The organism is Pseudomonas sp. Sample_21, from assembly GCF_004307525.1.
GTDB lineage: Bacteria > Pseudomonadota > Gammaproteobacteria > Pseudomonadales > Pseudomonadaceae > Aquipseudomonas > Aquipseudomonas atacamensis.
In genome coordinates, this window is record NZ_RCNZ01000136.1 from 1 (window position 1) to 22,602 (window position 22,602).

At 60.8% G+C, this 22,602-nt stretch carries 19 protein-coding genes and 2 riboswitches; of the genes, 7 read left to right on the forward strand and 12 right to left on the reverse strand.

Annotation, left to right across the window (positions count from 1 at the left end):
* The 5 genes from D8U71_RS25575 to D8U71_RS25595 all read right to left on the reverse strand — a co-directional run.
* A partial coding sequence (locus D8U71_RS25575; protein ID WP_130889005.1) for an amino acid ABC transporter permease occupies positions 1 to 654 on the reverse strand: 654 nt, incomplete at its 3' end.
* Between the two features lie 9 nt (positions 655 to 663).
* Positions 664 to 1,326 (reverse strand): amino acid ABC transporter permease, encoded by a 663-nt coding sequence (locus D8U71_RS25580; RefSeq protein ID WP_024012746.1) that lies wholly within the window; start codon positions 1,324 to 1,326, stop codon positions 664 to 666.
* Positions 1,327 to 1,377: 51 nt separating this feature from the next.
* Positions 1,378 to 2,226, reverse strand: coding sequence for a transporter substrate-binding domain-containing protein (locus D8U71_RS25585; RefSeq protein WP_130889006.1), 849 nt, complete (start codon positions 2,224 to 2,226; stop codon positions 1,378 to 1,380).
* A gap of 281 nt (positions 2,227 to 2,507) precedes the next feature.
* On the reverse strand, positions 2,508 to 2,789 hold the full coding sequence (locus tag D8U71_RS25590; RefSeq protein WP_039758603.1) for a type II toxin-antitoxin system RelE/ParE family toxin: 282 nt from the start codon (positions 2,787 to 2,789) through the stop codon (positions 2,508 to 2,510).
* A complete protein-coding gene (locus D8U71_RS25595) occupies positions 2,779 to 3,027 on the reverse strand; it encodes a type II toxin-antitoxin system Phd/YefM family antitoxin (RefSeq protein WP_039758605.1) in 249 nt (82 codons plus the stop codon). Before D8U71_RS25595 ends, D8U71_RS25590 begins: the two co-directional genes overlap by 11 nt.
* Positions 3,028 to 3,275: 248 nt before the next feature.
* Here D8U71_RS25595 and D8U71_RS25600 point away from each other — a divergent pair, with 248 nt between their 5' ends.
* Together D8U71_RS25600 and D8U71_RS25605 are read left to right on the forward strand one after the other, a co-directional pair.
* Positions 3,276 to 3,707, forward strand: a complete 432-nt coding sequence (locus tag D8U71_RS25600; RefSeq protein WP_130889007.1) for a thioredoxin family protein — start codon at positions 3,276 to 3,278, stop codon at positions 3,705 to 3,707.
* Positions 3,708 to 3,822: 115 nt separating this feature from the next.
* Positions 3,823 to 4,899 carry a GGDEF domain-containing protein gene (locus tag D8U71_RS25605; protein WP_125926828.1) on the forward strand — a complete coding sequence of 359 codons (1,077 nt, stop codon included), beginning with the start codon at positions 3,823 to 3,825 and terminating at the stop codon, positions 4,897 to 4,899.
* A gap of 35 nt (positions 4,900 to 4,934) precedes the next feature.
* On the opposite strand, the gene D8U71_RS25610 is transcribed toward D8U71_RS25605, so the two are convergent.
* From D8U71_RS25610 to cobW, 5 genes are all read right to left on the reverse strand, one after another.
* Complete coding sequence (locus D8U71_RS25610; protein ID WP_130889008.1) at positions 4,935 to 6,494, reverse strand: TerC family protein; 1,560 nt, start codon at positions 6,492 to 6,494, stop codon at positions 4,935 to 4,937.
* Between the two features lie 357 nt (positions 6,495 to 6,851).
* On the reverse strand, positions 6,852 to 7,544 hold the full coding sequence (locus D8U71_RS25615; RefSeq protein ID WP_130889014.1) for a VWA domain-containing protein: 693 nt from the start codon (positions 7,542 to 7,544) through the stop codon (positions 6,852 to 6,854).
* On the reverse strand, positions 7,517 to 8,527 hold the full coding sequence (locus tag D8U71_RS25620) for an AAA family ATPase (protein WP_130889009.1): 1,011 nt from the start codon (positions 8,525 to 8,527) through the stop codon (positions 7,517 to 7,519). Before D8U71_RS25620 ends, D8U71_RS25615 begins: the two co-directional genes overlap by 28 nt.
* A 224-nt stretch (positions 8,528 to 8,751) precedes the next feature.
* Positions 8,752 to 12,600 (reverse strand): cobaltochelatase subunit CobN, encoded by a 3,849-nt coding sequence (gene cobN, locus D8U71_RS25625; protein WP_130889010.1) that lies wholly within the window; start codon positions 12,598 to 12,600, stop codon positions 8,752 to 8,754.
* A 3-nt stretch (positions 12,601 to 12,603) separates the two neighbouring features.
* The gene (gene cobW / locus D8U71_RS25630) at positions 12,604 to 13,668 is read right to left on the reverse strand and encodes a cobalamin biosynthesis protein CobW (protein ID WP_024012737.1); all 1,065 of its coding nucleotides are present in this window, start codon (positions 13,666 to 13,668) and stop codon (positions 12,604 to 12,606) included.
* A gap of 98 nt (positions 13,669 to 13,766) precedes the next feature.
* Positions 13,767 to 13,979: riboswitch (cobalamin riboswitch) on the reverse strand.
* 611 nt (positions 13,980 to 14,590) lie between these two features.
* Positions 14,591 to 14,810, forward strand: a riboswitch (cobalamin riboswitch).
* A 122-nt stretch (positions 14,811 to 14,932) separates the two neighbouring features.
* Between cobW and D8U71_RS25640 the strand changes: the two genes are divergently transcribed.
* From D8U71_RS25640 to cobM, 4 genes are all read left to right on the forward strand, one after another.
* Complete coding sequence (locus D8U71_RS25640; RefSeq protein WP_130889011.1) at positions 14,933 to 15,130, forward strand: CbtB domain-containing protein; 198 nt, start codon at positions 14,933 to 14,935, stop codon at positions 15,128 to 15,130.
* 11 nt (positions 15,131 to 15,141) lie between these two features.
* Positions 15,142 to 15,843 (forward strand): CbtA family protein, encoded by a 702-nt coding sequence (locus D8U71_RS25645; protein WP_110599348.1) that lies wholly within the window; start codon positions 15,142 to 15,144, stop codon positions 15,841 to 15,843.
* The gene (locus D8U71_RS25650) at positions 15,840 to 16,253 is read left to right on the forward strand and encodes a cobalamin biosynthesis protein (protein WP_071172073.1); all 414 of its coding nucleotides are present in this window, start codon (positions 15,840 to 15,842) and stop codon (positions 16,251 to 16,253) included. The genes D8U71_RS25645 and D8U71_RS25650 overlap by 4 nt, the downstream gene beginning before the upstream one ends.
* Before the next feature lie 78 nt (positions 16,254 to 16,331).
* A complete protein-coding gene (cobM, locus tag D8U71_RS25655) occupies positions 16,332 to 17,078 on the forward strand; it encodes a precorrin-4 C(11)-methyltransferase (protein WP_016774483.1) in 747 nt (248 codons plus the stop codon).
* A 116-nt stretch (positions 17,079 to 17,194) separates the two neighbouring features.
* Here cobM and nfuA read toward each other — a convergent pair whose 3' ends face one another.
* Together nfuA and D8U71_RS25665 are read right to left on the reverse strand one after the other, a co-directional pair.
* Positions 17,195 to 17,779, reverse strand: coding sequence for a Fe-S biogenesis protein NfuA (gene nfuA / locus D8U71_RS25660; protein WP_003225494.1), 585 nt, complete (start codon positions 17,777 to 17,779; stop codon positions 17,195 to 17,197).
* 103 nt (positions 17,780 to 17,882) lie between these two features.
* Positions 17,883 to 20,177 (reverse strand): fatty acid cis/trans isomerase, encoded by a 2,295-nt coding sequence (locus tag D8U71_RS25665; RefSeq protein ID WP_130889012.1) that lies wholly within the window; start codon positions 20,175 to 20,177, stop codon positions 17,883 to 17,885.
* Positions 20,178 to 20,332: 155 nt separating this feature from the next.
* Between D8U71_RS25665 and metH the strand changes: the two genes are divergently transcribed.
* A partial coding sequence (gene metH / locus D8U71_RS25670) for a methionine synthase (protein ID WP_130889013.1) occupies positions 20,333 to 22,602 on the forward strand: 2,270 nt, incomplete at its 3' end.

Below are 22,602 nucleotides of genomic sequence, written 5' to 3' on the forward strand. Positions count from 1 at the left end.
GGCCACCCGCTTTTCAATGTGCCGGCCGAGTAATTCGATGCCGTAGTTGATGACGAAGAACAGAAAACCGGCGAACAGGTAGAACTCCAGGGTCATGAAGTTCCGGGCGATGATCTGTTGCGTGCTGAGCAGCAATTCGGCGACGCCGATCACCGAGAGCAAGGTCGAAGCCTTGACGATTTCGGTGGACGAGTTGACCCAGGTCGGCAAAATCTGCCGCAGCGCCTGAGGCAACAGCACGTAGCCGAGGGATTGGTAGAACGTCAGGCCGATGGCTTTCCCCGCCTCCATCTGCCCGCGCGGCAAGGCTTGCAGCGCACCACGGACAATCTCGGCGACGTGCGAGCCGCAGAACAGCGTCAGGCCCAGGGCTCCGGCCTGAAACGCGCTGATCTGCCAGCCGAGCGCCGGCGCCATATAAAAGCAGGCCAGCACCAATACAAACACCGGCGTGCCGCGAATCAGATCGACGTACAGCCGAAACGGCGCACGCATCCAGAATCTGCCGTAAGTCAGGACCAGGCCGGCAACCACGCCGAGCATGGTGCCCAGGACAATGGCCAGCGCCGAGACCTGCACGCTGGTCAGAAAGCCCTGCCACAACGGCTCGCGCGCGACCCACAATTCATGCAACCAACTGGGAGATTGGTACATCGCAGCCTCCTATCGGCGGATCGCCAGACGCTGCTCGAGGTAACGCAGCAGCATGGCAATGAGATAACAGGCCGCGACATACAACGCCGTGGTCACCAGCCAGGTTTCGATCACCCGGTAGCTCTCGACGTTGATCTTGCGCGCGTAATAGGTCAGCTCCGGTACCGCAATCGCAGCGGCAAGCGAGGTGTCCTTGAACAGCGAAATGAAGTTGTTCGACAGCGCCGGCAACACGTTGCGCAGCATCACCGGCACGGTGACGTAAGCCTTGACCTGCCATTCACCGAGACCGATTGCCAGCCCGGCTTCGCGCTGGCCTTTGGGAATGCTCAGCAAGCCGCCACGGAAGACTTCGGTCAGGTACGCGCCGGCATACAGCGACAGCGTGATGATGAACGAAGGAATCTTGTCCAGCCGAATGCCAAGGCTGGGCAGTGCAAAGTAGATCAACAGAATCAACACCAGGATCGGCGTGTTACGCACTACCGTGACGTACACCGAGGCCAACACCCGCAAGGCGCGATGTTTGGAGAGCAAGGCAAACGCCATCAGCAGGCCAATCACGCAGCCGATGGCGATCGACACCAGCGCCAGCTGCAAGCCCAGACCGAGCCCCGCCAGCAAGGTGTCGAAATCGCGCCACACGGCGGCAAAGTTCAACTGATAGTTCATGGTCAGCAGTACCTTGAGCGGGGCGATTTGACTCGCCCCACTCTCACGGGATCATTTGAATTCGACAGGGAAACCGATGGCTGGAGATGGCAGATCAACACCGAACCATTGTTTGAACGAAGCGGCGTAGGTCGGGAACTCAACTCCGCTCATGGCTTCATGCAGCGCGGTGTTGACGAAGTTCAGCCAGTCCTGATCGCCACGTTTGACGGCGCAAGCGTAAGTCTGCGGGCTCCAGGCGTAGCTCGGGCTGCGGTAGCGGCCAGGGTTCTGCACCATCAGGTATTTGACCGACGACTGATCGGTGGCGGCGGCATCGGCGCGACCGGAGTTCACGGCCTGGTACATCAAGTCGACGCTGTCGTACTGATCGACTTTGGCCTTGGGCAATGCCTGATGCACCAGTTCTTCGGCGTAGACGTTCTGCAGCACCGCAACGGTGACGTCATCGCCCGCCGCCTGCAGGTCTTCGATTTCCTTGTACTTGCTGTTGTTCGGCAACAGCAGGCCAACACCTTCGCGGTAGTACGGCAGGGTGAACGCGACTTGCTGTGCGCGGCTGGCGGTAACGGTGATGAACTGGCAGCTCATGTCGACCTTGTCGGTGAGCAGATTGGGAATCCGCGCATCGGACGACTGCACCACGAACTCGACTTTGCTCGGGTCGTTGAACAGCCCTTTGGCCACGATCCTGGCGATGTCGATATCAAAACCCTGCAACTTGCCGTCCGCGCCCTGAAAGTGCCACGGCGCATTGGTGCTGCCAGTGCCCACGATCAACTTGCCACGGGCCAGAACACTGTCGAGCTTGCTGTCGGCAGCCTGGGCCAGGCCCATGACCGAGGAAGAAGCTGCAAGAACAAAAACACACGCTTTGAACAACGAAGGACGGCGATGCATGGCAAGCACTCCAGAATTGTGTTTATTCCGCTATACCGGAACACGGTTTGTTACTACGGAATAGACAGCAGAAAGTGTGCCACAGGAATCAGGAGAAATCTGTAGTCGTATTGAATGCTTTGTTAATCAAGGAGATATGGACTTGCGGACCAATTGATCGGTCCGACCCAACACGCAGGAAGGTCCCTGCGATCACTAATGAAAGGGGTGATTCGTTCCCAACTTGGGTCAGATGGCGTCGTGATGGTGCGAATCAGGGTTACAGTTGAGCAATACCTGTGTCAGCGTTTGAGTGCCTGCCTGTACACATCACCACCTTGCCGTTTCCCAACCGCTATCACCGTAACGACCAGTACCTCGTCCCTGACCCGATAGACCAACCGATATCCAGCGCTTCGAAGCTTGATTTTATAGGCGTTACTCAATCCTTTCAGACGAGCCGCCGGAACGTGGGGATTTGCCAGCCTTTCAACAAGTTTATTTTTGAACTGCTCTCTGAGCTCCGACCCAAGCTTTCGCCACTCCTTCCAAGCCTTTTCAGAAAATTCCAGTTCATAGGTCATCAATGGATACCTTGATGGTCGGATCGTTTTCTCGCTCCTTGCAAAGGGCGATCAGTTCCAGATCCTCCAGGCGCTCCATCATTGCTTCATATTCCTTGGCAGGAACACAGTAGAAGGCCGGTTCGTTTCGATTAAGGATCGCCACAGACCGGCCTCCACCAGCTGCCACTGTACCCATAGGATTTTTTTTCAATTCGGAAATACTCGCTACGACGTGAGAAAGAACAATGTGCGTCATGAACTGTGCCTCTTGAAGTGCTCTGATGAGTGCTCAAAATAGCACTCCAAGTGATGCTCGGCGCAATGCATTGAGGTTACCACGCGGTTTCTTGTGAGGTTCCCGCATTGGTTGTCAGGTCTATCTGGCGTTCTTGTGCGATTAATCTCGTGGTTACGCAGCCCACCTGTAATTTCTGACAGTAGACCGCGACGCCCCTGCTCCTTTAACGTCAAGGTGCCTACCCGCTCGTTGAAAAGGACCCTTCGATGAACGCCACAAACACTACTTCCGCGCTGGACCCGGTTTACCGCAAAGCCCTGAAAACCTGGCGTCCGGTCATTCTGTATTTCGCCAATGAACACTGCCCCGCCTGCGAATGGGCCGGGCCGGTCTTTCGGCAGATTGCCGAGCCTTACCGACTGCGCGCCAACATCTTTATGCTCAACACCAGCCAATCGCCCAAGCACCCGAACGTCACGGGCACGCCAACAGTGCTGTTCTATAAAAACGGCAGACTGCTGAAAAAGCTCAAAGGTATCGGCACCGAGGAAAGCCTGGCGAGGGATATGGCCCGGCATGTCGGCAGGACAAAGGCTCCCGCAACGCCACGCAAACCTCACCATGATCTGGCATGGCTGAGGCGAACACTCAAGTCATTGCGCACCGTCACTGGTTCGCGCCACCGGCTTCTGCGCTGAACCCGACCGGGATTGGACAACCCGCTGTCTGCCTGCTTTGCTGTTGAGCGAACACATTGCGCGCCGCCCGCCGGTTCGGGTGGTTGCCAGGATCGGCGCAGACAGCGGGATAAGCATGTTCGAAACCATTGAAGCGCAAGCGTTGAAGGAAACCGCGTCTAACGAGTTGAGGGAAGAGTTTCTCCAGCGCGAGTTCGAACGGCTCAAACCGTTCAGCCTGTTGATCTACGTGGTCAGTGTGTTCATGTGGCTGCTGTTTGATCTGATCGTCAGTTTTCTCGGCGGCCAAGGCTTCACGTGGCGCTCGATGGCGTTTCTCGCTGGTTTCGCGCTGTTGACGGTGGTGCTCGGTTTTACGCGCAGGGCTAGCCATTTCGATGTGCTCACCCTGTTGCTGGTCCTGGGATTGACCGTCGGTGTGCGAATGATCGTCGACGGCCTCGCGCCTGCTTCGCACAGCTTGTGGCTGGTGCTGGCAGCAGCGAGCATGTTGTACAGCGTGTCGGTACTGCCGCTGCGGCGCTGGGCGTTCTTTGCGGTACAAGTTGTGATCTGGGTGATCCTCAACCCGTTTCTTGCCACCACTACCGAAATCACTGAACTGCGCGGCGTCCTGACTGCCTGCTACAGCGTGTTTCTCTGCGCACTCACGGTGTACACCTTCTTGAAGTTTCGTGAGGCCAAGCTGAACAACTACCTGATGTCGCGGCTGCTGCTGGATCAGGCCTATAACGACCCGCTGACGCAGATTCCCAACCGACGCTCATTCATGACCCACGCAGGGCAACGGCTGCTGGCAAGCCCGCGCGAGCGCGATCATTACCTGATGATGATCGACATCGACAACTTCAAGAAGGTCAACGACACCTACGGGCATGACATTGGTGATGAGGTGCTCATTCGCGTCGCTGCCGATATCAAGACAGTGATGATTGCGTTTGACTACGCGCGTATGGGCGGTGAGGAGTTCGCGATCTATCTGGCGGGAGTGCGGCGCGAGGATGTTGAAAGCCTTGCCACGCAACTGTGCCAATCAGTGCGTGAACAGCCCACCCAGCACCCGGTCACCATCAGCATCGGCATTACCCGGGTGGCTGAGGGTGACTCGTTGAATCAGGCGCTGATCAAGGCGGATGCGGCGTTGTACGCATCAAAGCATACGGGCAAGGACCGCTTTACGTTTCATCAGTAACAAGCGCAGCGACCGCTGCGCCATTCCGCGAATGCTCAAGCCACCTCACGCTCCAGCAACACCCGCGTCACCCGCCGTTCTTCTACCGCTTTGACGGTCAGTTGCCAGCCCTCGTATTCCAGTCGATCACCGGTCATCGGCAACCGATCCAGCAGACTCATGACCAACCCGGCCATGGTCTGATAATCCTCGGTCGGCTCGGCATCGAAGCCGGTACGCTGGCGAACGCGAGCCAAGGGCAGCGCGCCGCTGACCAGAAACCCGCCGCGCTCTTCGACCACATCAGGGCCTTCGATTTCACTGGCATCGGGCAACTCACCGGCGATCGATTCGAGGATGTCAGTCATCGTCAATACACCGACGAAATCGCCAAACTCATTGACCACGAAGGCGATGTGCGTCGATGCCGCGCGCATCTGCTCCAGGGCATTGAGGATCGAATAACTGTCGAGCAGATTGACGGTCTTGCGTGCCAGATGCTCCAGGTTCGGCTCATTGCCGGCCAGATACTCCTTGAGCAATTCCTTCTTGTGTACGAAGCCAAGCGGCTCGTCCACCGCGCCATCGCGAATCAGCGGCAAGCGTGAATACGACGAATGCATCAACTTCGTGCGAATGGTTTCGGCGTCATCGGCAAGATCAATCAGGTCAACGTCGGCGCGCACCGTCATCAGGTTGCGAATCGGCCGCTCCGCCAGTTGCAGCACACCGCTGATCATCACCCGCTCACGACGGTCGAACAGCTCGGCCACCGGCGCTTCACCGTTGTCCAGCAGATCGGAGATTTCCTCACCAACCTCCTCCGCCGCCAGCTTGCGGCCACCGAGCAGACGCATCACCGCATGGGCTGTGCGCTCGCGCATCGGGCGCACGCCCTGCATCGAACGTTTGCGCCGAGCCCGGGCGATCTGGTTGAAGACTTCGATGAGGATCGAGAAACCGATGGCGGCGTACAGGTAACCTTTCGGGATATGGAAGCCCAGACCTTCTGCGGTCAGGGCAAAACCGATCATCATCAGGAAGCCCAGACACAGCATGATCACGGTCGGATGTGCGTTGACGAAGCGGGTCAGCGGCTTGCTGGCAACGATCATCAGGCCGATGGAAATGATCACGGCGATCATCATCACCGCCAGTTCATCGACCATGCCCACGGCGGTAATCACCGCGTCGAGGGAGAACACCGCGTCGAGCACCACAATCTGCGCCACGATTGGCCAGAACAGCGCGTAGGCTGTGTTGGTCGAGCGCTCGCCGACATGGCCTTCGAGCCGCTCATGCAACTCCATCGTCGCCTTGAACAACAGGAACACGCCACCGAACAGCATGATCAGATCACGACCGGAGAAGCTCTTGTCGAACACCTCGAACAACGGCTGCGTGAGCGTAACCAGCCAGGAAATGCTCGCCAACAGGCCCAGGCGCATGATCAACGCCAGCGACAGGCCGATGATCCGCGCGCGATCACGCTGATGCGGCGGCAGTTTGTCGGCAAGAATTGCGATGAACACCAGGTTGTCGATACCCAGTACCAGTTCCAGCACGATCAGAGTCAACAGGCCTAACCAGGCTGTGGGATCCGCTAACCATTCCATAAAACGTCTCGATCTCTCTTCAGTGAATTCAGGCGGCCGGACACGGCGAAGTGCAACGCAAAGGCTCAAGAGCCGCGTTATCAACCATAGTCGGGAGTCGGAAGACGGGGTGCTGCGAAAGGATCAAGACCGCGCGAAGGCGTGCTGGAGAGTGCTGACTGGGAGGCTCCGAGAGGGTGTTCATGTAGATCCTGAATGAAAAATGGCCTTCGAGCGTACAGCGTCGACCGACCTGCTCCACAGCGGTAAATCATTTCAAAATCTGTATGAATGACCTTGATCGCAGACTTTCAGCGTTGCTGAAGCAGCCTTCGCGAGCAGGCTCGCTCCCACAGGGTGCGAGCGGTGCGGCGGATTTCAGCGCAAATCCAGCTCATCGATATGCTGATACTGCGCTTGCAGCGCGGTCGCCAGATCCTTCGCCCGGCCCAGTCGAATCGGCCCGCGCTCGATGTCGATCAGCAATCCCGGACACGCCAGCACTGGCAACGCCGACAGTTCTTTCACGCGACCATCGGTCACGATCAGGCAGCGTTGCTGTTCGGCAGAAAAGCGCTTGCGTCGCAGCGTCAGCCATTGCTGCGCCTGCTCCAGTGCCGCGAGCAACGGCGTGCCGCCACCGGCGCCCAGACCGTCGAGCCAGACGCCCAGGCCGCTTGAGGCCTTCAAGCCTTGCACCTGCCATTTCGGCGTAGAACCACTGGCGGTCAGCAACGCTAGCCGCGCCCGCTGGCGATAAGCATCGTCGAACAGCTGCGCGAGCAGGCCCTTGGCATCGCTCAAGGCCTGATGGCGACGGGTCGAGGCCGACGCGTCGACGATCACCAGCCAGACTTCATGGGGCGCGCGGGTGCGCTGTTGAAACAGCAGATCGGCGCGGCGCTGGGGGCGGCCATTGAGCAGTGTGCCCGGCCAGTTCACCGATCCGCTGCCGGCCCCATGCCGCTGGCCCTGGCGGCCATTGTCGAGTTGTCCGGCACGGGGCTTGGCATTCGCCCCCGCGTCGGACCGGGGGCGAATGCCTAGGGCTTTTTTGCCAGGGGCGGCCAGCTCGGAACTTCGCGGCGGGCACCGGTGGCTTGCGCCGTCGCCGGCATCTCGCCCCACTGGCCCTGCCCTTCACCGGATTTGCTGTCTGCGCCTGACGGAGATTGCGCTTGTGGCTCTGCGCCAGCCAAGGGCTGCTCGCGACGGCGATGGCGCAGGGCAAATTCGGCCACCGCGTCGATGTCCTCTTCAGCAATCGCATCCGCCCCACGCCACGCGGCATGGGCGCGGGCCGCGCGCAACCAGACCAGATCGGCACGCAAGCCATCGACGCCAGCAGCGAAACAACGCTCGGTAATCAACGCCAATGCCGCGTCATCCAGCGGAATGGCTGCCAAGCGCTCGCGGGCGCTTTCACAGCGCGAACGCAGGATGTGTTGCTCGCTCGTCCACTGCGCGCAGAACCCTTGTGGATCGCTGTCGAAATCCAGCCGCCGGCGAATGATCTGTCCGCGTTCGGCGGGCGCGGTGTGGCCGCTCAGGGCAACGTTCAAGCCGAAGCGGTCAAGCAGTTGCGGCCGCAGCTCGCCCTCTTCCGGGTTCATGGTGCCGATCAGGACGAATTTGGCCGAATGCCGATGGGAAATGCCGTCACGCTCGATCAGATTGGTACCGCTGGCGGCGACATCGAGCAGCAGGTCGACCAAGTGATCGGGCAGCAGATTGACCTCATCGACATAGAGCACGCCACCGTCAGCCTTGGCCAGAACACCGGGCGAAAACTGCGCGCGACCGTCGCTCAGGGCAGCATCGAGGTCGAGGGTGCCGACTAGCCGCTCTTCGGTAGCGCCCAACGGCAAAGTGACAAACTGGCCGCTGGCGAGCAGATCCGCCAGGCCCCGCGCCAGCGTCGACTTGGCCATGCCGCGCGGACCTTCGATGAGTACGCCGCCGATTTTCGGGTCGATGGCGGTCAGGCACAGGGCGAGCTTCAGGTCATCGGCGCCGACCACGGCGGAGAGTGGGAAATGCGGGGTGTCGGTCATTTGGGTTTTCCCTTTCGTGGTCTTTGGTGTGCTTGAGTTTTAGTGGCGTGTCAGTTGGGTGGCCCTCACCCTAACCCTCTCCCAGAGGGAGAGGGAACTGATCTGGGTGTTCTTGCAAGTTGCGCCGACCTGAATTATCGAGTTGAACTCAGGCCTCAAAACCAACACAAATCGGCTCCCTCTCCCTCCGGGAGAGGGCTGGGGTGAGGGTAGCTTTTTAGCGGCTACATATCTTCCTCGATATCCAACAGCAAATTCTCCAGCGCCTCTTTATAAGCCCCAGGCTCCTGCCACATCCCGCGCTGCTGCGCTTCGAGCATGCGTTCGGTCATGTCGCGCAGAGCATGCGGATTATGTTCACGAACAAAATCCCGGGTCGCCGGATCAAGCAAATATGCCTCCGCCAGCAGCGCGTACTGATGGTCATCGATCAACTGCGTAGTCGCATCGAAGGCGAACAGATTATCAACCGTCGCCGCCAGTTCGAACGCGCCTTTGTAGCCGTGACGCTTGATTCCGTCGATCCACTTCGGATTCGCCGCGCGCGAGCGCACCACGCGGTTCAACTCTTCCTTCAGGGTACGAATCTTCGGCAGATCCGGCTGGCTGTGATCGCCGTGATAACTGGCCGCCGCTTCGCCGCGCAGCGTCTCCACCGCCGCGAGCATGCCGCCCTGGAACTGGTAGTAATCGTTGGAATCGAGCAAGTCATGCTCGCGGTTGTCCTGGTTCTGCAGAACTGCCTGTACCTGGCTCAGACGCTGGCTGAACTGCTCGCGGGCAGCCGTGCCCTCGTCGGCGCCGCCGTAAGCGTAGGCGCCCCAGTTCAGGTAGACCTCGGCGAGGTCTTCGCGGGTCTGCCACAAACGCCCGTCGATGGCGCCTTGCACCCCGGCGCCATACGCCCCCGGTTTCGCGCCGAAGATGCGCCACTCGGCCTGACGCCGCGCGGTGTCTTCATCGACGCCCGACTGCAACAGCGCCTCGCGTTCGGCACGCACTTTAGCGGCCAGCGGATTCAGGTCGTCCGGCTCGTCCAGCGCGGCCACCGCTTGCACGGCGGCGTCGAACAGGCGGATGAGGTTGGCAAACGCATCACGGAAAAACCCCGAAACCCGCAGCGTCACGTCGACTCTTGGACGATCGAGCAGACTCAGCGGCAGAATCTCGAAATCATCCACGCGCTGACTGCCCGTGGCCCAGACCGGACGCACGCCCATCAACGCCATGGCCTGAGCGATGTCGTCGCCGCCGGTGCGCATGGTTGCGGTGCCCCACACGGACAAGCCGAGTTGGCGCAAGTGATCGCCGTGGTCCTGCAGATGCCGTTCGAGGATAAGCGTCGCCGACTGGAATCCGATGCGCCACGCGGTGGTGGTCGGCAGATTGCGCACGTCCACCGAATAGAAATTACGACCGGTGGGCAGCACGTCGAGACGGCCACGGCTGGGTGCGCCGCTGGGGCCGGCGGGGACGAAACGACCGCTGAGGGCGTCAAGCAGACCGCGCATTTCGGCCGGGCCGCAAGCATCGAGGCGCGGGGCGACGACTACGCGCAGATGCTCGAGTATCGAATCTACCTCAGCCCACCCCGGCCCTTTTGGGAGCGAGCCTGTTCGCGAAGGCGTCGGGTCAGACAACTGATATTTTACTGACACACCGCTTTCGCGAGCAGGCTCGCTTCCACAGGGGACATTCAGTGCTTGGGAGATCAGGTCTGCAGCGAAGAGTTCGAGGCGTTCGCGGGTGTCGCCGGCGGTGCGCCAGACTTCTTCGCTGATGGCCTGCAACTCGGTCGGACGCGGGCCGCTCCAGGCATCGGCCAACGCGCAATCCAGCGGATCAAAACCAAGATCAAACGCTTTGGCCAGTGCTCGCAGCAGACTCGACTGCGCGCCCTTGCCGTCACCGCGCGGGATGCGCAGCAACGCCAGCAAGGTGTCGATACGCAAGCGGCCGCTCGGCGATTCGCCAAAAATGTGCAACCCATCGCGAATCTGCGATTCCTTCAAATCGCACAGATAAGTGTCGAGACGCGGCAACCAGATCGCCGCATCGGCGTCGCTGTCCAGCGCTGCGTCCAGTTGCAGTTCGCGGTCGATCTGCGTGTCACGCACCAATTGCAGAATGTCGCGTTGCAACTCACGGGCGCGGCGCGGATCGAGCAGTTGCGCCTCGTAATACTCGTCGGCCAGCAGCTCCAGATTGCGCAGCGGCCCGTAGGTTTCGGCGCGGGTCAGCGGTGGCATCAAGTGGTCGATGATCACCGCCTGCGTGCGCCGTTTGGCCTGAGCGCCCTCGCCCGGATCGTTGACGATAAACGGATAGATATTCGGCAGCGGCCCTAGCAGCGCGTCCGGCCAGCAATTCTCCGAAAGGCCGACGCCTTTGCCCGGCAACCATTCGAGATTGCCATGCTTGCCGACGTGGATCACGCCGTGGGCCCCGTAGGTGTTGCGCAACCAGAAATAGAACGCCAGATAGCCGTGCGGCGGGACCAGATCCGGGTCGTGATACACCGCGCTCGGATCGACCTGATAACCCCGGGCCGGCTGGATGCCGACAAAGGTCAGACCGAAACGCAGACCGGCGATCATCAGGCGACCGTCGCGGCACATCGGATCGTTTTGCGGCGCCCCCCAACGCTCCATCACCGCCGCGCGATTCGCCTCCGGCAACGCGTTGAACATCGCCAGGTAATCATCCATCGCCAGGCTCTGCTGGCACGGGCGCAGGTCGAGACTATCGAGGTCGTTGCTGACACCGCCGAGCAGTTGCTGGATCAGTTCGGTGCCGCTCTCGGGCAACTCGGCCGTGATCGGATAACCCTCTTCGCGCAACGCGCGCAGGATGTTCAGCGCCGCCGCTGGCGTATCGAGGCCGACACCGTTGCCGATGCGGCCGTCGCGGGTCGGATAGTTGGCGAGGATCAGCGCGATGCGTTTTTTGCCATTGGCCACGCGCGCCAGATCAACCCAGCGCCGCGCCAGTTCGGCGACGAAATCCATGCGTTCGGGCTGGGCGCGATAGCAGACCACATCGGACTGACTGCGCTCGCTGCGCCAGGCCAGATCCTTGAAGCTGATCGGTCGGCTGATGATGCGCCCGTCAAGCTCCGGCAAAGCAATGTGCATCGCCAGATCACGCGGCCCGAGGCCCTGTTCGCTGTCGCGCCAGCCGGGTTCGTTGTCCTGAGCGCAGATGGCTTGAATCACTGGGATGTTGCGGCGAAACGGCCGCAGATGCGGCGCTTCGGGGCTGGACTGGGCAAAACCGGTGGTATTGAGAATCACCCCCGCCTCGACTTCATCCAGCCAGTCCTCGACCACAGACAAGCAACCGGGTTCTTTCAGACTGGCCACCGCGATCGGCAGCGGATTGAGCCCGGCTGCCCGCAAACGCTGACAGAACACATCAATGAACGCCGTGTTCGCCGCCTGCAAATGCGAGCGATAAAACAACAGCGCCGCCACCGGTTGACCGGGTAGCCATTCGGCTTGCCAGTCGCTCAGGGCAGCGCTGTTTTTCTGTGGGTGATAAATCGCCGTGCGCGGCAGGGTTTGCGGCTCGCTCCACGGGTAATCGCGGGCAAACCATTGGTTGCCCAGGCAACGGAAGAAATCCAGTGCATTGCCCATGCCGCCCTGACGCAGAAATTGCCAGAGTCGATCGCGTACTTCGGCGCTGACCGTGCTCAAGTCGCTGAGCTCGGGGTCCGGACGGTCATCGCCGGGCACCAGAATCAGTTGCACGCCGCGTTCCGACAACTCGACCAGCCGCTCGACGCCATAGCGCCAATAGGCGATGCCGCCGTGCAGCGAGATCAGAATGACCTTGGCGTGGCGCAGCACTTCGTCGACATACAGATCGACCGAGGCATGATTCTGCACCTGCATCGGGTTGGCCAGACGCAGGCTCGGGTAGTCATCGGGCAATTGCTCCGCGGCCTCGGCGAGCAGCGCCAGGCTGGAATCGCCGCTGCACAGGATCACCAGCTCGGCGGGGGTTTGTCCGAGATCGGCAATGTTGTCGTCCGAGACGAATCCGCCGGGCTGGGTCCTGAGCAGGTGCATGGCTTAAACGCTGAGCGCAGCGCGCAATTGCGCTTCGAGTTGTGCGGCATCGAGTTCCTGACCGATCAGCACCAGACGCGTGACGCGCGCTTCTTCGGCGCCCCACTGACGGTCGAAATGCTTGTCGAAACGCGTGCCCACACCCTGGATCAACAGGCGCATCGGCTTGTTCGGAATCGCCGCGAAGCCTTTGACCCGCAGAATGCCGTGCTGCACCACCAATTGCGTCAGCGCGTCGAGCAGCAAGCTTTCGTCGGCTTGCGGCAGTTCGATGGAGATCGAATCGAAGGCGTCGTGATCGTGGTCGTCGTCATCACCGTCGTGATGGTGATCGTGGTGACTGTGGCGGCTGTCGATGTGCTCCTCGGAGCCGGCACCGAGGCCGATCAACACGTCGAGCGGCAGGCGGCCGTTGCTGGCTTCGATGATTTTTACCGCTGGCGGCAGCTCTTCGGCGACTTCAGCGCGCACCCGAGCCAGATCTTCCGCGCTGGTCTGGTCGGCCTTGTTGAGGATGACCAGGTCAGCACTGGCCAGTTGATCGGCGAACAACTCGTGCAGCGGCGACTCGTGATCAAGGTTCGGATCGAGTTTGCGCTGGGCATCGACCTGATCCGGGAACGCTGCGAAGGTGCCAGCAGCGACCGCCGGGCTGTCGACAACGGTGATTACCGCGTCAACTGTGCAGGCGCTACGGATTTCCGGCCACTGGAAGGCTTGCACCAGCGGTTTTGGCAGGGCCAGGCCCGAGGTTTCAATAAGGATGTGGTCGAGATCGCCGCGACGGGCAACCAGTTCGCGCATTACCGGGAAGAATTCTTCCTGCACCGTGCAGCACAGGCAGCCGTTGGCCAGTTCGTAAACACGGCCGCTGGCCTCTTCTTCGGTGCAGCCGATGGTGCATTGCTTGAGGATTTCACCGTCGATGCCCAGCTCGCCAAACTCGTTGACGATCACCGCGATGCGCCGGCCCTGAGCGTTGTCGAGCATGTGCCGCAGCAGCGTGGTTTTGCCCGAACCGAGGAAACCGGTGACGATGGTGACGGGGAGTTTGGCCAGTGTTTTCATCGGTATGCCCTTTGGCAAGCGGCGGGCATACGGGACGAGAACCGGCAGCGCGCATGCACGCCGGAAGCATTCGCCACCGGATCACCCCGCCCGGTTGTAGTGAGAATCTGTGACGAGGCAGGTCTCCTGGCTGACGGCGTTCAGGCGCGAGACCTGGCGTCCATTGCGCCTTCCCGCTGGCTCATCGGTTGAGCTGGCAGTGGCGTGGCAACGAACATCACCGTTCACAGTTGCGGGGGCAGCCGCGGCTTTGACCGCGTTCCCTTCTTAGCTTCGGCGAGTGCCGAAGAACCTCGAAAGCGCAAGGCTACGCATGGGTCCGTCGTGGGTCAATGGTCGGTGAGTCTGAAACTGGGGGTATATCCGTTGCTGCGGTAACGGCTTCCTATGGTTTCGCTCTTACAGCGAGTCCCTTTTTCAAACGCCGGAGTGCCGGCACAGCAAAAAGAAACCAAAAGGCTTTGCCCCGGCGCACGGCCCGCTCGCTGGGGCTCGGGGTACCTTCGTTACGGGACCGATCCGGGCGCAGCCTGCTGAAGGGGCAAAAGATCAAAGCCAAAGCAAAAGCCAGATCTAGAGCCCCTCACCCTAGCCCTCTCCCCGAGGGAGAGGGGACTGACCGAGGTGTTTAGGCGAAATACGCCGACTTGCGTTACCGAGTCGAATGCAGATTTTGAACACCACACAAATCGGCTCCCTCTCCCTCGGGAGAGGGCTGGGGTGAGGGGCAGCAACAACACAAATTAAAAGCCGAACACCCACGCTTTTCACCACTCAATAAGCCGAGTGTCAGCTCGCCTGCTCTTGATCTTGATCTTGATCCACCGGCGACGGATATACACACAAAAAACATCAGAAAAACACCCCCAGCGCAGCACCGAAAACTCCCCGGAAATTGACTAAAAACCCAAACCCATGTTCTCCTGCCCACCTTGTTACGGGTGCCCTTCACAGGGTGAAACGGGAAACCGGTGAATCATGTGCTTTACTCAAGGCCATGTCAGTCCGGTGCTGCCCCCGCAACGGTAAGCGAGCGAAGCGTCAGATCCACTGTGCCCCGGCATGGGAAGGTGATGCTTGCAGGTCGGCCTCGTGCCAACCCCTCGCGAGCCCGGAGACCGGCCCGCAACACCCAGCGCGCGCAAGCGCCGCTGACCACAAACAAACCCGCGGTGGGCGGGCGCTGTTCGAAATCCCTGCGTGCCCGGCTCGCAGGGATTTTCATGCGCTCTGTTTACCCGCTGACATTTCAGAGGGAAGCGCTATGTCGATCATCAGCAATACCGTCAGCCAAACTGACAACATCTCCAGCAGCACCACACTCGGCCAACGCGTCGCCGCCGCCCTCTTCGCCTCGATCCTCGGTGCCAGTCTGGTCTGGTTCGCCGGTTTCTCGCACATCGAAGCGGTGCACAACGCCGCCCACGATACCCGCCACAGCGCCGCGTTCCCGTGCCACTGAGGCTTGCCGAGATGATCAAGCGTATCGCGCAAACCGCAGGCTTCACCGGCTTGCTCGCCGCCCTGCTGCTGACCCTGCTGCAGAGTTTCTGGGTATCGCCACTGATTCTGCAGGCCGAATCCTTCGAGAAATCCGAACCGGTCGCGCAAGTTCACGAACACGCCGCCGGCACCGCCGCCCACAGCCATGATGGCGAAGCCTGGGAGCCGGAAGACGGCTGGCAGCGCGTGGTCTCGACCACTGGCGGCAATCTGGTGGTGGCGGTGGGTTTCGCCCTGATGCTCGCCGGCCTGTACACCTTGCGCGCGCCGACCAAAACCTCGCAAGGGCTGCTCTGGGGTCTGGCCGGTTACGCGACGTTCGTTCTCGCGCCGACCTTGGGCCTGCCACCTGAATTGCCGGGCACTGCGGCTGCCGATCTGGCATCGCGGCAGATCTGGTGGATCGGCACTGCCGCATCGACCGCCGTCGGCCTGGCACTGATCGCCTTCAGCCGCCACTGGCTGATGAAGCTTCTCGGTGTGGCGATTCTCGCCGTGCCGCATGTGATCGGCGCGCCGCAACCCCAGGTGCATTCGATGCTTGCCCCAGAGGCACTGGAAACCCAATTCAAAATCGCTTCGCAGCTGACCAACGTCGCGTTCTGGCTGGCCTTGGGCTTGATCAGTGCATGGTTGTTCCGGCGCAAAAGCGCAGGCCGATATCAGGCATGACCGATGACCGCGCAGCGCCGACCTTCGTGGTCGGCCTCGGCTGCCAGCGCGGCTGCCCGGCCAGTACGTTGCGTGCATTACTCGATCAAGCGTTGCAGGCGCACCGCATCGAGCTGCGAGCGGTCAAGGCTTTGGCGAGTATCGACCTCAAGCGCGACGAACCGGGGTTGCTGGAACTGGCCACACAATTGAACCTGCCCCTGCAGTATTTCAACAGTGCCGAACTGGCGCCTTATCAACAGCGCCTCAGTCATCAATCGCAGATCGCCTTTGAGCGCACCGGCTGCTACGGCGTGGCGGAAAGCGCCGCGCTGGCGCTGGCCGAGCAACTGATTCAGGCGCCGGCGAAACTGCTGATCCACCGCCAGAAATATGCGCAGGCCACGCTGGCATTGGCCGGCGCTGCATAAAATCCCGATAATCCCCGCCATTGATCATGAGCACGCTTCATCTGCAGTGGGGCTGCGCCTCTTCACAAGGATTCAACGATGACCGTCTACTTCATCGGCGCCGGCCCCGGCGACCCGGAGCTCATCACCGTCAAAGGCCAACGGCTGATTCGCAGCTGCCCGGTGATCATTTATGCCGGCTCGCTGGTACCTGCCGCGGTGCTGGAAGGTCATCAGGCCGAAACCGTGGTCAACAGCGCTGAACTGCATCTGGAACAGATCATCGATCTGATCAGGACGGCCCATGCCAAAGGCCAGGATGTTGCCCGCGTGCATTCGGGGGATCCAGGTCTGTACGGCGCGATTGGTGAGCAGATCCGCTACTTGCGTGAGCTGAGCATTCCTTTCGAGATCATTCCGGGCGTGACCGCGACGGCGGCATGCGCAGCGCTGCTGGGCGCCGAGCTCACTCTGCCGGACATCTCGCAAAGCGTGATCCTGACCCGTTACGCCGACAAGACCGCGATGCCCGTTGGCGAGGAGCTGGCCAGCCTGGCGCAGCATGGCGCGACCATGGCCATTCATCTGGGGGTCAATCATCTGGAAAAGATTTTGGTTGAATTGCTGCCGCATTACGGCGCGGACTGCCCGATTGCCGTGATTCACCGCGCGACATGGCCGGATCAGGACTGGGTCGTCGGTACACTGGCGGACATTGCCGCAAAGGTCGAGGCCAAAGGGTTTCGGCGTACGGCGCTGATTCTGGTCGGGCGGGTGTTGGGCAGTGAAGTGTTCAGCGAGTCTTCGCTGTATCGCGCCGGGCATGCGCATTTGTACCGACCGTGAGTGGAACGCGGAGCGTCCCGGGCTGCATGCCCACGCGGAGCGTGGGCATGATCAAGCCACAGGCATAAAAAAACGGCGCTCACGGGGCGCCGTTTTTCATGTTCGCAGCGAACGCCTTAGTAGTAGGCGTTTTCTTTCTGCGTGTGGTCAGTCACGTCGCGAACGCCCTTGAGCTCCGGGATGCGCTCGAGCAGCGTGCGCTCGATGCCTTCCTTCAAGGTCACGTCAGCCTGGCCGCAGCCCTGGCAACCGCCACCGAACTGCAACACGGCGATGCCGTCCTCGACCACATCGATCAGGCTGACCTGACCGCCGTGGCTGGCCAGCCCCGGGTTGATCTCGGTTTGCAGGTAGTAGTTGATGCGCTCGTTGACCGGGCTGTCGGCATTGACCATCGGCACCTTGGCATTTGGCGCCTTGATGGTCAGCTGGCCGCCCATACGGTCGGTGGCATAGTCGACAACGGCGTCGTCAAGAAACGCTTCGCTGAAGGAATCGATGTAAGCGGTGAAGCTTTTCAGCCCCAGCGCAGTATCTTCAGGCTTCTCTTCGCCCGGCTTGCAGTAGGCAATGCAGGTTTCGGCGTACTGGGTGCCAGGCTGGGTGATGAAGACACGGATGCCGATGCCCGGGGTGTTCTGCTTGGAGAGCAGATCGGCCAGGTAATCATGGGCGGCGTCGGTAATGGTAATAGCGGTCATAAAAACTCCTCGCAGGCTTGGGCGCAGTTTACGCCAATCGGCGCGGCTGACAAAGTCCTAGTATTTTTGTCGGGAAAGAATCCCGGCATATGCCTGCGAATGCTCAAAGGTTCTCGTACCGGTTCATATCCAGCACACCCTCTTCCACCGGATCGGTTTCGTGTATGTACTGGCTCAGATCGTGGAAATACAGCCAGAACTGCGGATGACTGCGACGAATGCCCCAGCGTTCGACGATCTTGTCGAACCGATTGGCATCCTTGGCATTCTCCATCGCATCGACGAACGCCGGCACCTGCTCGGCCGGTACGTTGAACATGAAGTTCGGGTAACTGGTGAGTACGCCCGGATAGATCGTCAATGTGTCGAGGCCCGGTTGATAGCGCAGCGACTCACCGAGCAAAAACGCCACGTTGCTGTGCGCGCGGTTGCGCAGCACGCTGTAGACCTCGCGCTTGCCGCTGGCGGTTTCGACGCGCAGCAAGGTCGCTTCGGGCAACTGGTCGATGACTTTCAACCCTGCGGCCGGTCGCGAGGCCAGACGGCTCAGGGCCTGCTCGGCGTTCTGCAACGCCGGATCGATATTCGGTCGCGAGCAATAAGCGCCGTCGCAGCGATTGATCGGGTCCGGCCGCGCGTTCAGATCACCGTAGCGCGCCAGCAACTGCATGGCGAAATCGTGTTTCGGGTCTTTTTCGTCGAGTTTGAGCGCGGTCGGTTTGTCGTCATCGATGGCCTCGTAATCGAGCCACATCTTGAACTGGCCGCCGTCCTGGTACCAATCGTTGAGGTAATCCTCGCGCGAGTCAGCGGGCATCAGGCGCAGGAAGTTCTGCTCGGCGCCGTTACGGATCAGGTCGAAATACAGACGGGTCTGCGCCTGATGGGAGACGTTGCCGAACACGTCGAAGTTGACCGCGAGCTGATAGTAGGTGCGCTCGAGCAGTGGATAGTCGAACAGCCACATGGTCTGCGGCACCTCACCGATAAGCCCCTTGGTCACCGAAGCGCTGTCGAAGTGGCGGAAAATGCTCAGCAAGGCGTTGTCGTTGCCGGCCCACAGCGTCGACCAGCTCGGCGCCGGCAGATCGGCATAGCTGTCACGGCGCAGTGCCTCGTATTCGTTGCGCTTGTCGCGATAGTTGCGCCACAGGCTCAGCACGCTGCCGACATCGTCGTTCTGCCCCGGCATCGCCAGCAGCGGCGTGGCCTGGCCACGGTAGTTCGGGTCGGTGATGTAGAGGTCATGCTCCGGGGCCTGGAACAGCGCCCAGAAGTTGTCGCGGATCACGTCGGTCGCGATCTGCCCACGGCACACCGGCCCGCGAATGAAGGTGCGGACGAAGTATTCGGCGTTATCGAGCATGAACTGATAGCGCGCCTGCGCCGGAATCGCCTCGAAGGTGGCAAACGGATTGGCACGGCTTTGCGGGCCATAACCCGGCAGCGCATTGACCTGCCAGTTGCCGTTGTAGAACAGGCTCTTGATCCGCGCCATTTTGGCTGCGCTCAGCGGATAAGTGATGTGCGTCTTGTGCACGATCACCCCCTGCACCGGCCACAAGCGGTAATACACCTGCGTGCCCGGGTCGTCGTTGGGGCGGCGCGTGGCGATCAGGTCGATCGGCTGGCCGCTCGGCGTCCGCGAACGTACCCACTGGAAATAATGCCCCGGCTCGCCGTCCTTGAAATAAATGTGCGCCAGATACCAGTGTTCGAACAACCAGCGCCCCACCAGACTCTGCCGCGCACCGGGGGCGTTGAGCAGGTTTTCCCACTGCAGGATCTGCATGGCCTCTTTGGCACTCGGTGCCAGGCTCTGTTCGTCGATCGGCGCGCCAGACGCCAGCCAGCGCTGCAGGGTCTGGTATTGCTGGTCGGTCAGGCCAGTGACCGCCAGCGGCATGCCCTCTTTCGGGTGCGCGCCGGCATATCCGTCGAACTCCGCAGGCATTGCGCATAGATTGTTGCGATTGAGCCCCAGGACAATGTCTTCGGGCAGCTTGGCGTTCGGCGTCAGCGGCGTCTTGTGGCCGAGTTCAAGCATGCGTGCCATCAGCGCAGCCTGACTGCCCTGGGCGTCGAGCACCGAATAGAAGTCTTTCTGCTGCCAGGCGCGCTTGCCGAAGGCGTCGTAAAACAGGCGCGTGGTCGGTGCTGCCTGAGTGCGTTCGCCGTCGTACACGGGCATCTTGCTCGCGCCACGAGCAGCGCCTTCGCCACTGCCCAGATTGAGCTGACAGGCCGAGTCATAGCAGGCATGGCAGGCTACGCACTTCTCGGTGAAGATCGGTTGGATATCGCGGGTGTAGGAGATGGAAGAAGAAATGGCAGGATCTTGCGCCGCGACGCTCCCGCTCAGGACCAGCAACCATAAACTGATGAAGCGGTGCGGCATGTTGCTGATCTCGATGATAAAAAAAGGCTGCGATTCTACCGTTATGACGCTCGTACCAACATGAGCGATATTCATGCAAAAGCTGCACATGCTCCAAAAGCGCACAGGTTTGCTATGATCCCGCTCCTTCGTAATGGTCTTTTCGAGTAGTCCACATGTCCGATCGCAGCGTCCGCCTTCAAGCTCTCAAGCAAGCCCTCAAAGAGCGCATCCTGATTCTCGACGGCGGGATGGGCACGATGATCCAGAGCTACAAGCTCGAAGAGCAGGATTATCGCGGCAAGCGCTTCGCGGACTGGCCGAGTGACGTCAAGGGCAACAACGACCTGCTGGTGATCACCCGTCCGGACGTGATCGGCGGCATCGAAAAAGCCTATCTGGACGCCGGCGCCGACATTCTCGAAACCAACACTTTCAACGCCACGCGCATTTCCATGGCCGATTACGGCATGGAAGAGCTGGCGTACGAGTTAAACGTAGAGGGCGCACGTCTGGCGCGCAAGATTGCCGACGCCAAGACCGCCGAAAACCCGGCCAAGCCGCGCTTCGTTGCCGGCGTGCTCGGCCCGACCAGCCGCACCTGCTCGCTGTCGCCCGACGTCAACAACCCCGGCTACCGCAACGTGACCTTCGATGAGCTGGTGGAAAACTACACCGAAGCCACCAAAGGCCTGATCGAGGGCGGCGCCGACCTGATTCTGATCGAAACCATTTTCGACACCCTCAACGCCAAAGCGGCGATCTTCGCCGTGCAGGGCGTGTTCGAGGAGCTGCACATCGAACTGCCGATCATGATTTCCGGGACCATCACCGACGCCTCCGGTCGTACCCTGTCCGGCCAGACCACCGAGGCGTTCTGGAACTCCGTGGCCCACGCCAAGCCGATTTCCGTGGGCTTGAACTGCGCCCTCGGCGCCAGCGAACTGCGCCCGTACCTGGAAGAGCTGTCGAACAAGGCCAGCACCCACGTATCCGCGCACCCGAACGCCGGCCTGCCGAACGAATTCGGCGAGTACGACGAACTGCCGTCGCAAACCGCCAAAGTCATCGAAGAATTCGCTCAGAGCGGTTTTCTCAACATCGTCGGCGGTTGCTGCGGCACCACGCCGGGCCACATCGAAGCCATCGCCAAAGCCGTGGCCGGTTATGCGCCGCGGCAGATTCCAGACATCCCCAAGGCTTGCCGCCTGTCGGGTCTGGAGCCGTTCACCATCGATCGCAGCTCGCTGTTCGTCAACGTCGGCGAGCGCACCAACATCACCGGCTCGGCGAAATTCGCCCGCCTGATCCGTGAAGACAACTACACCGAAGCCCTCGAAGTCGCTCTGCAGCAGGTCGAGGCCGGCGCGCAGATCATCGACATCAACATGGACGAGGGCATGCTCGATTCGAAGAAGGCCATGGTCACCTTCCTCAATCTGATCGCCGGCGAACCGGATATCTCGCGCGTGCCGATCATGATCGACTCGTCGAAATGGGAAGTCATTGAAGCCGGGCTCAAGTGCATTCAGGGCAAGGGCATCGTCAACTCGATCAGCATGAAAGAAGGCGTCGAGCAGTTCATCCATCACGCCAAGCTGTGCAAGCGCTACGGCGCTGCGGTGGTGGTGATGGCCTTCGACGAAGCTGGCCAGGCCGACACCGAAGCGCGCAAGAAAGAGATCTGCAAACGCTCCTACGACATTCTGGTCAATGAAGTCGGCTTCCCGCCGGAAGACATCATCTTCGACCCGAACATCTTCGCCGTCGCTACCGGCATCGAAGAGCACAACAACTACGCCGTCGACTTCATCAATGCCTGCGCCTACATCCGCGATGAGCTGCCGTACGCGCTGAGCTCCGGCGGCGTGTCCAACGTGTCGTTCTCGTTCCGTGGCAACAACCCGGTGCGTGAGGCGATTCACTCGGTGTTCCTGCTCTACGCCATCCGCGCCGGGCTGACCATGGGCATCGTCAACGCCGGCCAGCTGGAGATCTACGATCAGATCCCGGCCGAGCTGCGCGACGCGGTCGAAGACGTGATCCTCAATCGCACCCCGGACGGCACCGACGCCCTCCTCGCCATCGCCGACAAGTACAAGGGCGACGGCAGCGTCAAGGAAGCCGAGACCGAAGAGTGGCGCAACTGGGACGTCAACAAACGTCTGGAGCACGCGCTGGTCAAGGGCATCACCACGCACATCGTCGAAGACACCGAAGAATCCCGCCAGTCGTTTGCGCGGCCGATCGAAGTGATCGAAGGCCCATTGATGTCCGGCATGAACATCGTCGGCGACCTGTTCGGCGCTGGCAAAATGTTCCTCCCGCAGGTGGTGAAATCCGCGCGCGTGATGAAGCAGGCCGTGGCGCACTTGATCCCGTTCATCGAACTGGAGAAAGGCGACAAGCCGGAAGCCAAGGGCAAGATCCTCATGGCCACGGTCAA

Bases quoted from the DNA above. Each gene is read 5' to 3' on its own strand.
- D8U71_RS25580 (WP_024012746.1), bottom strand. From the start codon at position 1,326: ATGAACTATCAGTTGAACTTTGCCGCCGTGTGGCGCGATTTCGACACC.
- D8U71_RS25585 (WP_130889006.1), bottom strand. From the start codon at position 2,226: ATGCATCGCCGTCCTTCGTTGTTCAAAGCGTGTGTTTTTGTTCTTGCA.
- D8U71_RS25590 (WP_039758603.1), bottom strand. From the start codon at position 2,789: ATGACCTATGAACTGGAATTTTCTGAAAAGGCTTGGAAGGAGTGGCGA.
- D8U71_RS25595 (WP_039758605.1), bottom strand. From the start codon at position 3,027: ATGACGCACATTGTTCTTTCTCACGTCGTAGCGAGTATTTCCGAATTG.
- D8U71_RS25600 (WP_130889007.1), top strand. From the start codon at position 3,276: ATGAACGCCACAAACACTACTTCCGCGCTGGACCCGGTTTACCGCAAA.
- D8U71_RS25605 (WP_125926828.1), top strand. From the start codon at position 3,823: ATGTTCGAAACCATTGAAGCGCAAGCGTTGAAGGAAACCGCGTCTAAC.
- D8U71_RS25610 (WP_130889008.1), bottom strand. From the start codon at position 6,494: ATGGAATGGTTAGCGGATCCCACAGCCTGGTTAGGCCTGTTGACTCTG.
- D8U71_RS25620 (WP_130889009.1), bottom strand. From the start codon at position 8,527: ATGACCGACACCCCGCATTTCCCACTCTCCGCCGTGGTCGGCGCCGAT.
- cobN (WP_130889010.1), bottom strand. From the start codon at position 12,600: ATGCACCTGCTCAGGACCCAGCCCGGCGGATTCGTCTCGGACGACAAC.
- cobW (WP_024012737.1), bottom strand. From the start codon at position 13,668: ATGAAAACACTGGCCAAACTCCCCGTCACCATCGTCACCGGTTTCCTC.
- D8U71_RS25640 (WP_130889011.1), top strand. From the start codon at position 14,933: ATGTCGATCATCAGCAATACCGTCAGCCAAACTGACAACATCTCCAGC.
- D8U71_RS25645 (WP_110599348.1), top strand. From the start codon at position 15,142: ATGATCAAGCGTATCGCGCAAACCGCAGGCTTCACCGGCTTGCTCGCC.
- D8U71_RS25650 (WP_071172073.1), top strand. From the start codon at position 15,840: ATGACCGATGACCGCGCAGCGCCGACCTTCGTGGTCGGCCTCGGCTGC.
- cobM (WP_016774483.1), top strand. From the start codon at position 16,332: ATGACCGTCTACTTCATCGGCGCCGGCCCCGGCGACCCGGAGCTCATC.
- nfuA (WP_003225494.1), bottom strand. From the start codon at position 17,779: ATGACCGCTATTACCATTACCGACGCCGCCCATGATTACCTGGCCGAT.
- D8U71_RS25665 (WP_130889012.1), bottom strand. From the start codon at position 20,177: ATGCCGCACCGCTTCATCAGTTTATGGTTGCTGGTCCTGAGCGGGAGC.